Consider the following 15,338-nt stretch of genomic DNA (forward strand, 5'->3'; position numbering starts at 1 on the left):
TCGTCGTCAAGGCGTCTTGGACGCCCGGCCAGCCGCGGGAGCATCGTTCTGGGCGAGCACACGTCGTCAAAGGAGATGTCATGGCTTTGAGCAGCCCACGGCTGTCCGCCGCCGAAGCACCCGCCCCCGGGCCGCGCCGCACCGACGTCGCGAAGGCCCTGCTGGGGAACAAGACCTACCGCAGCCTCAGCGAGCAGAAGCTGTCCCCGGCGGAGGAGAGGTTCGAGCGCGCCCGCCGCACCGCCGGCTTCGTCCTCGCACCCGTCGTCGCGATCGTCTTCGGGGTGCTTCCCCTCGGGATGGACGGCACTCAGCAGACCCTCGGGGCGGTGCTGCTCGGCGTCATCGTGATGTGGGTCTGCGAGCCCGTCCCCATCCCGATCGGCGGCCTCATCGGCGTGGCCGCCATCGTGCTGCTCGGCGTCGCACCCGCCGGCGACGTCCTGTCGTACTTCGGGTCGACGACGCTCTTCACGTTCATCGGCGCGTTCATCCTGGCGGCGGCGATGCTCAAGCACGGCGTCGCCCAGCGGCTCGCGTTCTTCGTGCTCGGGCTGCCCGGCGTCGGCCGCTCGACGCTGCGGATCGTCCTCGCGTTCGGCGCCGTGACCGCGGTCCTGTCCGCGTTCGTCTCCAACACGGCGACCGTCGCGATGCTCATGCCCACGGCCCTGGGCATCCTCGCCGTCATCGCGAAGCTCCTGCAGGAGCGCGGCGTCGTGAAGCCCGACTTCGACCCGACGCGCCTCAAGGTCGGCACCGCCCTCATGCTGATGCTCGCCTACGGCGCGAGCGTGGGCGGCCTGCTCACCCCGGTCGGGGCGCCGCCGAACCTCATCGGGCGCGGCCTCATCGAGGAGGCCACCGGCGAGCGGATCTCCTTCGCGCAGTGGACGTCGATGGCGGCGCCGATCTGCGCGGCCATGTTCGTGGTGCTCGGCGTCGTCGTGCTGCTGCTCAACCGCCCCGAGGTGCGCCGCATCGAGGGCGTGTCCGAGTACATCCGCGAACGGCGGGCCGAGATCGGCCGGATGTCCGCGGCCGAGCGCAACACCGTCATCGCGTTCTCCGTGACCGTCACGCTGTGGCTGGTGCCCGCCGTCGTCGGCCTCGTGGCCGGGACCGAGTCCGCCGCCTACGAGCTCGTCGACAACCGGCTCGACGAGGGGATCGTCGCCGTCATCGGCGCCTCCCTGCTCTACGTGCTGCCCACGAGCTGGCGCAAGCGCGAGTTCACGATGACCTGGGGCGACGCCGCCACCATCGACTGGGGCACCATCCTGCTGTTCGGTACGGGCATCATCTTCGGGGGCCTGCTGGCCGCCACCGGACTGGCCGAGACCATCGGTACCGCCGCCGCGGACGGCCTCGGCATCACCAGTGCGTTCGCGATCACCGCGTTCGCCGTCGTCCTGGCGATCCTGATCTCGGAGACCACCAGCAACACCGCCTCGGCCGCCGTCGTGGTGCCGATCGTCATCCCGCTGGCCACGGCCGCCGGCGTCGACCCGTTCGTCCCGGCGATCGCCGCGACCTTCGCCGCGTCGTTCGGCTTCATGCTGCCCGTCGCGACGCCGCAGAACGCCATCGTGTACGGCTCCGGCACCGTGCCGATCACCCGGATGATCCGCACCGGTGCGTCGTTCGACCTCCTCGGCGCCGTGCTGATCATCACGCTCATCCCCGTGATGGCCGGGCTCGTCGGGATCGGCGGATGACCCGGGTCCTCGTCGCCCCCGACAAGTTCAAGGGCTCGCTCGACGCCGCCGGCGTCGCGGCGGCCCTGGCCCGGGGGATCGCGGCCGCCGCGCCCGACGTCGAGGTCGCCTGCGCGCCCGTGGCCGACGGCGGCGACGGCACCCTCGAGGTGCTCGCGAACGCCGGGTTCGTGCCCGTCCCCGTCAGGGTGGACGGACCCACCGGTGTACGTCTGGACTCGGCCTACGCCCGGCGCGGCGACGTCGCCGTCGTCGAGCTCGCGCGGCTCGTGGGTCTGCAGGTCCTTCCCGGCGGTGAGCTCGCACCCCTGGACGCGTCCACCGTCGGGCTCGGGCAGGCGATCGCGCGGGCCGTCGAGGACGGGTGCCGCACCGTGCTCGTCGCCCTCGGCGGCAGCGCGGGCACCGACGGCGGCGCCGGGATGCTCCAGGCCCTCGGCGCGCAGGTGGTCGACGACGGCGGCGCGCCCGTGCCGCGGGGCGCTCGCTGTCTGGCGGGGGTGCGCCGGGCGGACCTCGCGGGCGCGTCGGAACTCTTGGACGGCGTCGAGGTGCACGCGCTGTGCGACGTCGACAACCCGCTGCTCGGGCCCCGCGGCGCGGCCGCCGTCTTCGGCCCGCAGAAGGGTGTGGCGTCGGACGACGTCGCCCGCGTCGACGGGTGGCTGGCCCGCTGGGCCGACGTCGTGGCGGCGAGTGTGGGGCGGGACCTGCGTGACGTTCCCGGGGCGGGCGCGGCCGGCGGCACGGCGTTCGCGCTGCTCGCGCTCCGGGCCCGGGTGCGGTCCGGCGCCGAGGCCGTGCTCGAGCTGCTGGGGCTCCCGGACGCGGTGCGCGACGCCGACCTCGTCGTCGTCGGCGAGGGCAGCCTCGACGAGCAGACGCTCGGCGGCAAGGCGCCGGCCGCCGTCGCGGCGCTGGCGCGGTCGGCCGGCGTGCCGGTCGTCGCCGTCGCGGGGCGAGCGACCCTCACGCCAGCGCAGGTCGAGGCGGCGGGGATCGCCGGCGTCCACCAGCTCGCCGAGCTCGAGCCCGACCCCGTGCGCAGCCACCGGCACGCGGCGGAGCTGCTCGAGCGGGTAGGGCGGCGGATCGGGACGGAGCGGTCTGTGCTCAGATCCGTTGGTGGCGGAACTCAGTCGTCGGTGGACGCCCCGGGTCCGGCCACGGCGTACCGGGCGGCGATGGTGCGGACAGCCTCGTCGACCACCTGAGCGGCGCGTTCGGCGCTCACCTCCCAGCCCGGCACGAGGAGCGTCGGCCAGATGACGTAGTTGGAGATCATGCCCAGGAACTGGGTGGCCGCGAGGTCCACGTCCTCGACCCGCACGGTGCCCGCCTCGTGCTCGGCCTGGAGGTAGCTGCGCACGGACTCGAAGTAGGGCATCTTCCCGTGTGAGAACTGCGCCTGGGCCAGCTCGGGGAACCGCGGCAGCTCGGCGATGACGATCCGGAAGAGGTCGGACATCTGCGGGCGGCCTAGTAGCGCGGCGTAACGGCGTCCGATGGCGGTGAGCCCGTCGACGACGTCGCCCGCCGGCGGAGGATCCTCCTCGTCACCGGTCGCCCAGGACTCGGTGACGATGGCGTCGAACAGGGCGGCCTTGGTCGGGAACTGCTTGAACAGGGTGGCCCGCGAGACGCCCGAGCGCTCGGCGATCCGCGCCAGCGACGTCCGGTCGTACCCCAGCTCGAGGAACAGTGCGGTCGCGGCCGTCACGATCGACGCGCGCTTCTCCTGGGCGACGCGCTGGTGATACGTCGTCACGACCTTGCTCATGGGCCATGAGCCTACGAGGTGAGTGGCTTGACTCACCACTGTTGCCGATCTAACGTCGAGGAGATGGTGAGTCGACCGGCTCACCACTGGCCGCGGGTCATCACGGCGATCCGGGTCAGTCCCCCCGTGCCGAAGGATCAACTGATGCCTCGCTTCGACAACCAGACCGTGCTCGTGACCGGTGGGAGCGGCGGCCAGGGCTCGAGTCACGTGCGTGCCTTCCACGCGGAGGGGGCGAACGTGGTCATCGGCGGCCTCGACGCCGACCGTGGCGCCGCCCTGGTCGACGAGCTCGGGTCTCGTGCTCGCTTCGCTCGCCTCGACGTCAGGGACGAGAGCTCGTGGTCCGACGCCGTGCACGCCGCCGAGAGCGCCTTCGGCGCCCTGAACGTGCTCGTCAACAACGCGGGCGTGCAGAACCCGCCGGCGACGATCGAGGACACGGACCGGGCCACGTGGTCGCGCATCCTCGACGTCAACCTCACGGGGACCTTCCTCGGGATCAAGGTCGCCGCGCCCGCTCTGCGCCGCGCGGCAGGGGGTGCCATCGTCAACATCGCCTCGACCATGGCCCTCGGCGGCACAGCACACTACGCGCCGTACGTCGCCAGCAAGTGGGCCGTGCGAGGACTCACCCGCACGGCAGCGCTCGAGCTCGGCCGCGACAACATCCGGGTGAACACCATCCACCCCGGGGTGATCGCAACCCCCTTCATCCACGAACCAGCGGCCGGCGCGACCGCGGCGATCGCCGACTTCTACTCACCCGAGCCGTTCGCCGTCCCGCGGCTCGGGGAGCCGGCCGACGTCACCCGGCTCCTCCTGTTCCTCGCGTCCTCGGACGCATCGTTCGTCACCGGGTCGGAGTACGTCATCGACGGTGGGCTCGCCCTCGGCCCCGCCCTCCAGGCCGAGCCCGCATGAGCCCCGCGGCCTCGACCGGGGCGAGCGACTCCGCATGGGAGACGTCCCTGTCCCACCTGCCCGACCACATCCGACGTGCCATCGCGATCGCCCCCGCCGCGGGCACCAGGGAACGGATCATCGACATCACGACGCGGGGGCGCCGCACCGGCCGGCCGCGCCGCATCGAGATCTTCTTCTACCGAGCTGCTGGCGCCACCTACCTGTGCAGCGGCGCCGGCGGCGCCGCGACGGACTGGCACGCGAACCTTCTCGCCGATCCCCGCTTCACGTTCCACCTCAAGAACGGTGTCCGCGCAGACCTGCCTGCACGGGCCACGCCGGTCACCGACCCCGCTGAACGCCAGGCCGTGCTGGCGGAGATCGTCGCGGACCTCAATCAGCCCCACGACCCCGGCGCCATCCGGCTGACCCGGCTCGACGACTGGGCTGACAGCCGGCTGATGCGTGTCAGTTTCCGCCAGCGGCCGTGATCGCCGATCCCTCGACAGATGACCTACAAGGAAGGATTCCGCGTGTACACGTCTGGCACCCAAGGCGGGACGTGGTGACGTAGATGAGGCGACTGTCGCGTGCCGGGCCAAAGGTGCTGACCCTGACTGCCGCCTTGGACGACCGGAGCGGCAGTGCTGTGGAGGTCAACAACCGACGCACAGCGACCCGAGATCCCAGGTTGGCTTCGGCGTGGCTACCCGGTCCGCCGTTCTAGCGAGGCGATTATGGATCGTGGATCTGACTCCAGTCTGGGCCGTGATCGGCGCACTCATCGGCGCGGCAGGCACGTTCCTCGGTGTCGTCGTGACCCAACGCGAGACGCTACGTCGAGAGCGTGAACTGCACCTCTGGAAGCAGCGAGCCGAGGCGTACGTCGACCTCGTGCGGTGGACTGCGTGGGTCCAGCACTGGTACCTCGTCGGTGCTCCAGACCCGTATGAGCGCCCTCGAACCGTGGAGATGGCGCGCACTGCAGCGAGAATCCGCGCCTTTGGTGACGACGAGACTGGCACAAAGGCGTTCAAACTCCTCGACCTGCTCCGGCCGCACGTGAGCGCGCAGGAGATCAAGGGCAAGCGCCCTCCACCTCCCGAAATCGAGACACTTACCGACGAACTTGCGGACCTGGCACGCGAGCGACTGTCACACGGCCCGCGGTAGTGGGCGCGCCCGTTGGGCCACCGGTTAACTTCGACCATCCCATCGCCCAGAAGGTTGCCGTCGGCTGGAGGCTTGCTCCCACCTGTCAGGTGTGACGGTATCGATGCGGGTGATCTCGGCTGGGCAGGGGTATGCCGACCTGCTGCGATCAGTCGTGATCGGCGACGGGAACGAGCCGCAGGCATCGGCGTGCACGCGGTACTTCACCGAGGCGGGCACGCCGCCGGGTGTGTGGATGGGGCGCGGTTCGAGCACCTGGGTGACGGCACGCTGCAGCCGGGGATGACGGTGACGCCGGCGCAGTTGCAGGCGTTGCTGGGCCACGGGGTAGATCCCGTCACTGGCGTGCCGCTGGGCCGCCCGTTCCGTGAGTACCCGACCGCGGCGGAGCGAGCCCCACGACGGGCCAAGGCCGTGATCGCACGCTTCCCGCGGCGGAGTTCGATGCCGAGGTGGCGCGGTTCCAGGCGCAGGAGGCGGCGCGCGGGAGTCAGGCTGCGACCGCGGGGTTCGATCTGACGTTCTCGGTGCCGAAGTCGGTGTCGGTGCCGTGGGGTTGGCGGACGCGACGACGCATGAGCTGATCGTCGCCGCCCACCACGATGCGGTCGCGCAGGTGCTGGACCTCCTCGAGCGGGAGGTCGCCGCGACACGGACGGGTCATGGGGGAGTGGCGCAGGTTCCGGTGGTGGGGGGGGTGGCGGCGACGGCGTACGACCACTGGGACTCCCGGTCGAACGATCCGCAGCTGCACACGCACCTGGTGATCTCGAACAAGGTGAAGGCCGCCCATGACTGGCGGTGGCGCACCCTGGACTCCCGCGCCCTACACCACGCCGTGGTCGCCCTGTCCGAGCACTACAACGCAGTCATGGCCGACCGGCTCACCAACACGTCCGGCATCGGGTGGGAGCGTCGTAGCCGTGGGGCCGATCGCTCGCCGCAGTGGGAGATCGCCGGCGTCTCCGAGGACCTGGTCGCGGAGTTCTCCTCGCGCAGCCGCGACATCGAGGTCGTCAAGGACCGGCTCATCGACGAGTCCGTCGCGACGCACGGGCGCCGGCCGTCGGCGCGGCAGATCGTGAAGCTGCGCGCGCAGGCGACGCTCGAGACACGACCCGAGAAGACCATCCACTCCCTGGCGGAGCTGACCTCGGACTGGCGGCGACGTGCCGAGATGTTGCTCGGCTCCGAGCCGACGGCGTGGACCCGGCGCGTGGCTCTCGGCTGCGTCGCGGGGGTCCTGAGCACGGATGCCGTCCCGCCGGACCTGGTCGACGGCGTCGCCGCTCAGGTCGTCGACGTCGTCTCGCAGAAGCGCGCCACCTGGACGCACTGGAACCTGTGGGCCGAGGCGTCTCGGCAGACAATGGGATGGCGGATGGCGACCGCCTCCGACCGCGAACAGGTCGTGGCGCTCGTGGTGGACGCCGCCACGCGCCGCTCCGTCCAGCTCACGCCCGGCGAGCTGGCCAGCACTCCCGCGGCGATGCGTCGGCCCGACGGGACGAGCACCCTGCGCCCGCTGCACAGCGAGAAGTTCACCACCCACGAGCTGCTGGCCATGGAGGACCGACTTCTTCATCTCGCAGACGACGCCCGCGGAGGGGTCGTCGACCGTATGAGGGCGTCGCGCGTCGTTGCTGGCCGTACCCACGGCGGTGGGCAGATCGACACTGAGCAGGCGCGCGCCGTCGCGCAGCTCCTGGCCTCGGGGCGGCGGCTGGACCTGCTCGTCGGCCCGGCCGGCACGGGCAAGACGACGACGATGCGGGCTCTGGCAGGCGGATGGACAGAGGCCTACGGGCAGGGCAGTGTCGTCGGGCTGGCACCGTCGGCCGCGGCGGCCCAGGTGCTGGCGGAGGATCTCGGCATCCGCTGTGACAACACGGCGAAGTGGATCTACGACCACCGTCGCGGGCGGGCGGATTTCGCGCCGGACCAGCTGGTCATCGTCGACGAGGCCACGCTCGCCTCAACCCAGGCCCGGGACATGATCGCGGCTCGCGCCGCGCAGGTCGGCGCGAAGGTGGTGCTCGTCGGCGACCCGGCACAGCTGCAGTCCGTCGACGCCGGCGGAGCGTTCGCCATGCTGTCCGCCGCGCGTGGCGACGACGTGCCACGGCTGACCGAGGTGCACCGATTCGTACACGACTGGGAGAAGACGGCGTCGCTGCGCTTGCGGGACGGCGACACGGCAGCCATCGACCAGTACGAGACGCACGGCCGCATCCGGGAGGGCAGCACCGACGAGATGACCGACGCCGCCTACACAGCCTGGCGCCGCGACATCGCAACCGGCCGCGCGAGCATCCTCGTCACCGAATCGGCGGAGAATGTCCGACACCTCAACGACCGTGCCCGCGCCGAACGCATCCGCACCGGCCTGACCTCGGCCGGTCGTGACGTCGTTCTGCGCGACGACGCCCGAGCGTCGGCGGGCGACGTGATCATCACCCGCCGCAACGATCGCCGCCTGCGCGCGGGGCCACACGGCTGGGTGCGCAACGGCGACCGCTGGATCGTCACTCACGTTCGGCGCGATGGTGGCCTCGAAGTCAGTCCCGAAGGGCGACGGCGGGGGAGCGTGGCGCTGCCATCGAGCTACGTGGCCGAGCATGTTGACCTCGGCTACGCCGTGACCGCCCACCGCGCGCAGGGACTGACCGTCGACACCGCGCACGTCGCCGTCTCGCCGTCGAGCACCCGCGAGAACCTCTACGTCTCGATGACCCGAGGCCGCCACGCGAACACCGCCTACGTGGCGTTGGACGAGCCGGACCCGCTGCACGCCACTCCGGCCGCCCCGGACGTCACCGCGTGCAGCATCCTGTTCGGAGTGCTGAACCACACCGGCGCCGAGCTCTCGGCACATCAGGTGATCGACGACGAGCAGAATCAGTGGGCGAGCGTCCGCCAGCTCGCCGCTGAGTACGAGACCATCGCCATCGCCGCCCAGCGTGGCCGTTGGACCCGGCTCGTTCGCCGCGCCCTACGTGATGCCGGAGGTCTTTCGCAGAAGGAGGCGGACCAGGCGGTTCGATCGGAGGCGTTCGACGTTCTCGCGGCGGGGCTGCGTCGTGCCGAGGCTTTCGGGCATGACGTCGACACCCCCCTGCCGCGGATCGTCGCCCAACGCAGCATGCTCGACGCCGACGATGTCGCCGCGGCCCTGGCCGCGCGCCTGGCTCGTGCGAGTGCTCGACCGAACCATGGTGCTGAGCCCGACCTCATCGCCGGCCGCATTCCCGCCGCCCGTGGTCCCATGCCGGAGGAGACAGTCCGCGCCTTGGCAGAGCGTCGGGGACTCATCGAGGCGCAAGCGCACGCTGTCCGCCCCCGTCCAATTGCCCGCCGCCACGGTCTCAAGACGAGCAGATCGCTGTCGGCAGGCCCGGGTCTTCGCAGAGCCGGTCGCACCGGACCTGGCGTGACGGTCCGGTGAGGAGTTCCGCTCCACCGACGAGGGCAGGGCACCGAAGGCAGGGGGCAGATCCGCCGTTGTCGCGGCCTGCGCGTGCGGGTAATTCGTGGTGCCGTGCGGAGCTGCCGCCCATCATCTGGCCGATGGAGCGAGATCAATCGAGATCGCATCGCGGACACGTTGTTGTTCCGCAGGGGACAGGCCCGCAAGAACTTCGAGCAGTTCGGACTGCCTGGGCTGGCCAAGAGTCATCCGGTAGAGGCTGGTGGCCCTGACGAGTTCCTGAAGGCGTGCGACCTCGGCGCTGAGAGGCAAGGTCGGGACAAGCCGTTCGATCGCAGCGTCGCCGGTGTACACCCACCATGGACGCATGTCGCCGGCGCCGTCGTCGGCGAGCTCGAAGAGCCGGGTCCACGGATCGTCCGACTCGACCACTTCTGCGGCGGCTCCGTGCGCGGCGGCGATGTTCTTCCGTACGGCGTGGTTCTTGTAACGGTGGACGCGGCCTTCCCGCTGCTCGAGGTCGACGGGGTTTTGGGGGAGATTCCAGTGGACGATCGCGTGCGCGTAGTGGTGGAAGTCGAGGCCTTCCTGCCCGACCGACGTCGAGGCGAGAACGAAGGGGCGTAAGGGTGAGTTGAATGCGTTGCGGACGTCGACCGGGTTCTCGCCGTCGGCCGTCTGGCCCTGTGCTTGGCCGAAGCGCATCGCGAAGTGCGTTCGGAGGTACTCGCGTTCCGGCTCGGCTCCGGGCTCGCCGGCTCCGAAGAAATCGGCCGAAACGCGGCCGTCTTGGAGGCGAAGCACCCGCACAATCGCTTCGACAAGCTTCCGGAGGACGCCTTCTGACGACGGCCCGAGCCGGCATTGGTCAGGCACGAGATGGAACCACTCGTCGACGACGCTGCCCAGGCCTCCGTCGAGGCTATGACGAAGGATCTGTGTCCAGTAGTCCCCGTGCGGGGACGAGCTTGTGATGAGTGCGTGGCTGGTGGCGGTGTCGAAGAAGCTCCGAAAACCCCAGCCGATGGCAGCGGCGCTGCTGCGAACGGCGACGTCATCGAACCCGCCCTGAAAGCGCCCTCGCAGGCGCGACAGGCCTCTCGCCGCCAGAACCGAAGGGCTACCAAGCGCCAAGTCGGTCAGCCTCTCGATCAGGTCGGCGGGAGCGGGGCCCCATCCGGTCGGGTCGCCCATCGCCGCCCGAAGCCCGTCGAGGTGGTCGGCGAGGCCGCGGCTGCCTTCGGGTGCCTCACCGAAGAAGGCCTCCGGACGGAGGTCGACCAATCCCGGGTCCAAGAATGCGAGTGCCGAGGCATACCAGATGTTCAGCGGGCGTCCGCTGGTCGGCGCTCGGTCGAGCAGTGGGCGCAGCTCTGCCTCGATGTCCGCGGAGACGTGCTCGCGCAACTGATCAACCGGGACGGGCAACGCCAGGCCACGGTCACGAGCGACGCGGAGCGGGTCGCCTAGCTCGGCGAGTTTCAAGCACGGCAGCAGGAGAGCGAGAGTGGTGTAGCGCTCGCTGGTCGCTTCGGAGAACACGGGAAGCGTGAGGCGCGAAACGTGCGGTTGGCGATAGGTCGCGTTGGCGCCGTGGTGGCGCCGTTCGAACTCGTAGGACACGAGTCCGGCAACGGCCTTGGGCACGACACCCCAACCGGAGAAGATCAGCCGCTTGGTGAACCTGACCGAGTCGGCGTATGCGCCGCGGAGCTCAGTCTGTGGCAGGGCGGGAGGCAGCCAGAGCCGATCAAAAGCCTTGTGCCGTTGAAGGTCGTCGATCAGCCATCGCGCGCGCCCGTTGCGAGGGTCTACCGCGCCGTACTGGGACAGCGTCGGCCAATCGAGCATGTGCTTGCCGTCGAGTGCCTTGACCACCTTGGCGTCGCCGTTCGCCCATGCTGCTTTCACCTCGGACTTGATCTTGTACTCGTCCATGAAGTTGAGCAGGTACGGTGCGGACTTCCAGTACTCGACGATGGAGGGCACCCGGTCGAGGACCTGCGTGATGCGGTCGGTCGCGATGAAGGCGTGGACATCGGCCTTCGTCACGGGGCAGGCGGGCTTGGTGCTGGTATCGAGCATGCCGTCGTGCTCGCGAGCCACCGCGAGGCGCTCGGTGCGGACCATCACCGACCGCAAGATCGATTCCGCCTCGCCCTTCGCCTGAGCAAGGCGGGCGGGGTCGCGGTGGCTGAGTACTCCCCGACGCATCTCGCCCAGTGCCGCGCGCAGGCGCTCGGCCTGATGCTCCTGCCCGGGGCCGAGCAGGAAGTTGACCGTCTTCTCGAAGCCCTCGAAGTGGCTCTCGTCATCGTGGGCGTTGGTCAGCATCTTGTAGGGCGTGGCTGAGAGCAGCAGCACCTTGGTGGTGGGCTGCTCGAAGAGCAGGCGAGCCAGTTCGGCATCCTCGCCGTGACCATGCATGATCTCGGTGAACCGTTGGAACTCGTCGAGGATTATCAGGTCCGGGGTGAGGAGCTGGATGCAGGCCTCCGCCAAGGCGCGGCGCAATCTTCCGACGAACGTTCCGAGCTCCGTCGTGTCGAAGTTGCGGCGGCCGTCAGAGTAGTAGTCGAGCTTCTCCAGCAGGGAGTCACGTTCGAGGATCGTGCGATATGCGGCGGCGACATGGTCCGGGAAGTGGACCCTGCGGGCCCAGGCATACTCGCCGTCGAAGCTCTTCTTCGCGTACAGCTCGAAGATTCGTGTCGCGCCGGAGCGCGACATCATCGAGCCTGCTGCTTTCGGGTGTGAAAGGAGGTGGAGCAGCATCGCCCGCTCTCCCACGCGTCCGCCAGCCTGCCCGAACTTCAGAGAGGTGTGCGGCGAGAACGCGACCACGTTGACAGGTGCCTTGGCCAGGTCGGCAAGTGCGCTGGGCAGCATCGTGATGCGGTCGACGCTGCGGGCGGTGGTGCCGATCACCCGAAGATCCTCGATGTTCTGACGCGCGATCTGGCTGTTCGAACAGATGTAGACGATGTCGATCCGGTCGATGTCGGCACGGTTCCACAGCCGACTGATCGTCTCTGTGACGACGCCCCTGGCGATCTTAGTCTTGCCGAGGCCCACCTCATCGGCGACCAGGAACCGCGGTCTGCCCTGCTCGTAGAGGGCTTCGACGACCGTTCGTATGGTCGCGTGCTGGAACTCCTTCAGGCCAGCGGTGGCCGCGTCGAGCTCTCGATCAGGGAGGGTTCCGCGCTTGCTCATCCGATCGCCCCCTTGCGGACGGCGTAGACGGCGTCCCAGAGCTGATGGAAGTCCTCCGGGACGATCTCGGCAACGTCGGAACGGTCACGGAGCTGCTTCAACGTCTGATCGAGCGATGCCAACCGGTCGGGGTTGCGTGACGCCGTGACGAGGAGGTTCTCAAGGACCCGGCTCGATCCGCCGCCGATCCAGCCGCCGGTGAACAGTCCTTCGCCCATCCCTGCGGAGCCGAACCCCTGCTCGGCCCCGAGGAGCGCGGCAAGGTAGCGAAAAAAGTCGTCTCGAGAAGCGATGGCGTTGGCGATCACGCTACGTCGACGGTCCTCGGGGTCGCCGACGAGTTGGGCGCGCACGAGCACGTGTCGTACCTGGCCGCCAACACGAGCCTCCAGCACGACGAATGGAGTAATCAGCGACAGCGGGATGGCAGGCCAGAAGGCACTTCCTTGGACCACCTCGACGCCCTGGTCTGTGCCGAGGGACAGCAGCCGGGCACGGACGGACACGCCTGCCGGGAGCTGCCACGGCGTGATGCCCAGCTCGGCATCCCAGTGTTCTCCGGCTGAAGTAAGGGTCAGCGTGACTTGGCCGGAGGCGACGTCGAAGGCGTGGCCCTCGAGCTCGCTGAGGCCCTCCTCGGCGTCGGAGTCCTTGCTGGTCTCCGGCAATGGATGCTCCTCGACGAACCACGACAGGTTGTTCTTCTGCGGGCTGGGCGAGAGGAGGGAATCCACCCCGACGTCTCCTACTGGTCCCGTCAATCGCACCAGCATCTCGACGTTCGTCGAGAACGCCCCGGCTGTCAGGTTGGCCGAGCCGATCCAGCACGATGCGAAATCGCCATGGTCCTGGACATACGTCTTCGCATGCAGGCCGCGCAGTTGCAGCATTGCTCCGCTGCCAGAGTCATCCGTGGCCGTTGTGTCGAAGGTGTCATCGATCGTGCGCTCAGCGTCGAGCACTGCGTCCTTCATGCGGAGCACGCGGTGGGCACCCCGCACCCCGTCGGCGGATGCGTCGAGTGCTGCTGGCCGCGCAATCACCACCGCTCGGTTGGTAGCCGTGTCGACGAACGACCGTGCGGCGTCTTCCGAGAGAAAGGGGGAGACGGCGAGGGCGTGGTCGCAAGTGCCGCGGAACGGTTGGCCGTCTCTGCGGCTCAGGAGGGGGGCGAAGGACCCAGATTCGAACGGAGTCGGGACGGCAAGCGTCGCGGTCGCCAGGGTGCTGCTGAGATCTGCCACCAGATTCGATTGGACCTCGGTGACGTCGCGCGCCGCGAAGGAGGGGAGCGCGCGGACGAACTCGACGACGCCCCCGTTGTCCATGGTTCGCACTGCGTCGGGTTCTTCATCGAGCCGGACAACCACGTCCCACGACCGGTCGAAGGTCAGGTTCCGGCTCATCACCAGGACCCGGTGGCTGTAGACGCCAGCCCTCGAAAAGCGGACCACCCAGATCTTCGGATGGAAGATCCCGCCGGGTGGCTTGCGGGCCTCCACCACGCTCTGCTCGACGAAGGTCAGTGCGGCGCGATACTTCGGAGGAACCGAGATCGCTCCGGCCTGACAGAACAGAACTGTGCGATCGGCGTGGCGTCGAACGACTTCCAACAGGTCTGCACTGTCGGCGCCGTCCTGTTCGCCGGAGGCGAGAGTGGCCGCGACCGGGATCGCCAGGAGCGCCGTGAGGTCGAGGGTGAACGTGGTTCCCACTGCGGCGTCGATCTCCATGCCGGCCGGCGGCTTCAATCCGTCCAGCAGGAGGGCGGTCTGATCGAGGCCCAGCATCAGGCAACCTCGTCTCTCATGCGTCGGGCGGTCCCGAGGCCGTCATCCTTGCCGTGACCGTGGATATCACCGCAGATCAGCATGGCGATCGACCAGTTGTAGTCGAGATGGAAATAGCCCGAATCGCCGGCCCAGGCACGCAGCAGCTCGGGGTTTCCGAGTCGCGCTCGGCTCTGCTTGAGCCAGGACTCGCGTTCTGTGAGCACGGCAGCAGCTTTCGGACTTGTGAGGACATTGCTGGTGCCGGTCACGGCTGCGAGCCACTTGCGGAGGAAGGCATTGGTGAGATCCCAGCGCTGGTGAGCCGCGGCCGGAGCCCGTGCGGCGGAGAGTGCCTGTCTTGCCCAGGTGTCGAGCTCCTTGAGCCGTGTGGGGGTGAAGAGGTGGGCCTGGATGGAGGCCCGCCAGTCGTCCATCGCTGCTTCGTACTTGGCGATCAGGTCATCGCGCTTCTCGCTCTGGTCCGGCCGGCCCAATGCACACAGGTAGTTGTAGGTGATCCGAGCGCTGTGGATGAAGGCGTCAAGGTCGCGCCCGAGGTACATGGCCTCAGCCGTGGCGACCGGAAACCTGTCCCGATCGGGGTGCTCCCAGGCGTTCGCGACGTCCGTCCACCAAACGTCACGTGCGGGGTCGAGCAGCCAGGACACCAGGGAACGCCGGTCGTCGGAACGGTCCTCGGAGGCGAGGAACCGGTGTCGGAGCCACTCCGCTTCGTCACGGCTGAGCGCGAAGCCGTCGAGCTCTCCTGAGGGCAGCTCCGCCCAAGGACCGGTATCAGCCTCGAGCACCTCGCCCTCCTCGTGCAGGGCGCTGCGTGCGGCGTGGTGCTTGGCCGCGTCGACCCGGCGACGGCAGTAGTCGGCGAGCGAGCCCGGCTCGCGCAGGATCCCCAACTGGCGTAGGAGGCTCCAGTACATGGCGCTCGGGAGTTGCTGGGTGAGCTCTCCCTGACGCCGGCCGATGATGCCAAAGTCGTCGCCGTCGTTCGGCTGGCCGCGGTAGTGATCGACGAGGGCCCTCATCGTTCGCGCCTCGGCGCGTCTGCCCTCGGCCAACATCTTCTCGACCGACGTTGCAGGAAGGCGCTGGTAGTCGCGGGGGATGAAGAGGAGGTACTTGGCCCGACGGTGCAGCACGGTCAATCCCGGATGGAGGGCGCGAGCGATCAGGTCTCGAATGATGCCCAATCCGAGCTCGTCTACCGTGCCCTGGCTTGAGAGAGCAGCGAGCATCAGCTGGGTACGACGCTGCTGCTCTGCATCGAAACTCAGCCACGCTACGCCGCTCGCCATAGTTCGGAGGCTACGAGACTCTGCCGCGAGATT

At 69.2% G+C, this 15,338-nt stretch carries 10 protein-coding genes and 1 pseudogene; 7 read left to right on the forward strand and 4 right to left on the reverse strand.

Features of this window, described 5'->3' with window-relative positions; genetic code table 11:
• The first annotated feature begins 80 nt into the window (after positions 1 to 80).
• Both AAG589_RS00610 and AAG589_RS00615 read left to right on the forward strand, forming a co-directional pair.
• A complete protein-coding gene (locus AAG589_RS00610) occupies positions 81 to 1,718 on the forward strand; it encodes an SLC13 family permease (protein ID WP_430565313.1) in 1,638 nt (545 codons plus the stop codon).
• Positions 1,715 to 2,932, forward strand: a complete 1,218-nt coding sequence (locus AAG589_RS00615; protein WP_430565314.1) for a glycerate kinase — start codon at positions 1,715 to 1,717, stop codon at positions 2,930 to 2,932. The genes AAG589_RS00610 and AAG589_RS00615 overlap by 4 nt, the downstream gene beginning before the upstream one ends.
• On the opposite strand, the gene AAG589_RS00620 is transcribed toward AAG589_RS00615, so the two are convergent.
• The gene (locus AAG589_RS00620) at positions 2,854 to 3,498 is read right to left on the reverse strand and encodes a TetR/AcrR family transcriptional regulator (RefSeq protein ID WP_430565315.1); all 645 of its coding nucleotides are present in this window, start codon (positions 3,496 to 3,498) and stop codon (positions 2,854 to 2,856) included. The two genes, AAG589_RS00615 and AAG589_RS00620, sit on opposite strands and share 79 nt — an antisense overlap.
• A 144-nt stretch (positions 3,499 to 3,642) precedes the next feature.
• On the opposite strand from AAG589_RS00620, the gene AAG589_RS00625 reads away from it, so the two are divergent.
• The 5 genes and pseudogenes from AAG589_RS00625 (at position 3,643) to AAG589_RS21225 (ending at position 9,022) form a co-directional block, all read left to right on the forward strand.
• Positions 3,643 to 4,422 (forward strand): glucose 1-dehydrogenase, encoded by a 780-nt coding sequence (locus AAG589_RS00625; RefSeq protein ID WP_430565316.1) that lies wholly within the window; start codon positions 3,643 to 3,645, stop codon positions 4,420 to 4,422.
• Positions 4,419 to 4,895 carry a nitroreductase/quinone reductase family protein gene (locus AAG589_RS00630; RefSeq protein ID WP_430565317.1) on the forward strand — a complete coding sequence of 159 codons (477 nt, stop codon included), beginning with the start codon at positions 4,419 to 4,421 and terminating at the stop codon, positions 4,893 to 4,895. The genes AAG589_RS00625 and AAG589_RS00630 overlap by 4 nt, the downstream gene beginning before the upstream one ends.
• Positions 4,896 to 5,172: 277 nt before the next feature.
• Positions 5,173 to 5,577 (forward strand): hypothetical protein, encoded by a 405-nt coding sequence (locus AAG589_RS00635; RefSeq protein ID WP_430565318.1) that lies wholly within the window; start codon positions 5,173 to 5,175, stop codon positions 5,575 to 5,577.
• 527 nt (positions 5,578 to 6,104) lie between these two features.
• Positions 6,105 to 6,742, forward strand: a pseudogene (gene mobF / locus AAG589_RS21220) (MobF family relaxase); the annotation flags it as partial.
• Between the two features lie 456 nt (positions 6,743 to 7,198).
• On the forward strand, positions 7,199 to 9,022 hold the full coding sequence (locus AAG589_RS21225) for an ATP-dependent DNA helicase (RefSeq protein WP_446719678.1): 1,824 nt from the start codon (positions 7,199 to 7,201) through the stop codon (positions 9,020 to 9,022).
• 111 nt (positions 9,023 to 9,133) lie between these two features.
• On the opposite strand, the gene AAG589_RS00650 is transcribed toward AAG589_RS21225, so the two are convergent.
• Genes AAG589_RS00650 through AAG589_RS00660 form a run of 3 tightly spaced genes read right to left on the reverse strand, consistent with a single transcriptional unit; the run spans position 9,134 to position 15,305 of the window.
• Positions 9,134 to 12,220, reverse strand: a complete 3,087-nt coding sequence (locus tag AAG589_RS00650; protein WP_430565321.1) for a helicase-related protein — start codon at positions 12,218 to 12,220, stop codon at positions 9,134 to 9,136.
• Complete coding sequence (locus AAG589_RS00655; RefSeq protein ID WP_430565322.1) at positions 12,217 to 14,010, reverse strand: phospholipase D family protein; 1,794 nt, start codon at positions 14,008 to 14,010, stop codon at positions 12,217 to 12,219. Before AAG589_RS00655 ends, AAG589_RS00650 begins: the two co-directional genes overlap by 4 nt.
• Positions 14,010 to 15,305 (reverse strand): DUF6361 family protein, encoded by a 1,296-nt coding sequence (locus AAG589_RS00660; protein WP_430565323.1) that lies wholly within the window; start codon positions 15,303 to 15,305, stop codon positions 14,010 to 14,012. The genes AAG589_RS00655 and AAG589_RS00660 overlap by 1 nt, the downstream gene beginning before the upstream one ends.
• Positions 15,306 to 15,338 lie beyond the last annotated feature (33 nt).

Source organism: Isoptericola sp. F-RaC21 (assembly GCF_038593535.1).
Classification (GTDB): domain Bacteria; phylum Actinomycetota; class Actinomycetes; order Actinomycetales; family Cellulomonadaceae; genus Isoptericola.

Bases quoted from the DNA above. Each gene is read 5' to 3' on its own strand.
- AAG589_RS00610 (WP_430565313.1), top strand. From the start codon at position 81: ATGGCTTTGAGCAGCCCACGGCTGTCCGCCGCCGAAGCACCCGCCCCC.
- AAG589_RS00615 (WP_430565314.1), top strand. From the start codon at position 1,715: ATGACCCGGGTCCTCGTCGCCCCCGACAAGTTCAAGGGCTCGCTCGAC.
- AAG589_RS00620 (WP_430565315.1), bottom strand. From the start codon at position 3,498: ATGAGCAAGGTCGTGACGACGTATCACCAGCGCGTCGCCCAGGAGAAG.
- AAG589_RS00625 (WP_430565316.1), top strand. From the start codon at position 3,643: ATGCCTCGCTTCGACAACCAGACCGTGCTCGTGACCGGTGGGAGCGGC.
- AAG589_RS00630 (WP_430565317.1), top strand. From the start codon at position 4,419: ATGAGCCCCGCGGCCTCGACCGGGGCGAGCGACTCCGCATGGGAGACG.
- AAG589_RS21225 (WP_446719678.1), top strand. From the start codon at position 7,199: ATGAGGGCGTCGCGCGTCGTTGCTGGCCGTACCCACGGCGGTGGGCAG.
- AAG589_RS00650 (WP_430565321.1), bottom strand. From the start codon at position 12,220: ATGAGCAAGCGCGGAACCCTCCCTGATCGAGAGCTCGACGCGGCCACC.
- AAG589_RS00655 (WP_430565322.1), bottom strand. From the start codon at position 14,010: ATGCTGGGCCTCGATCAGACCGCCCTCCTGCTGGACGGATTGAAGCCG.
- AAG589_RS00660 (WP_430565323.1), bottom strand. From the start codon at position 15,305: ATGGCGAGCGGCGTAGCGTGGCTGAGTTTCGATGCAGAGCAGCAGCGT.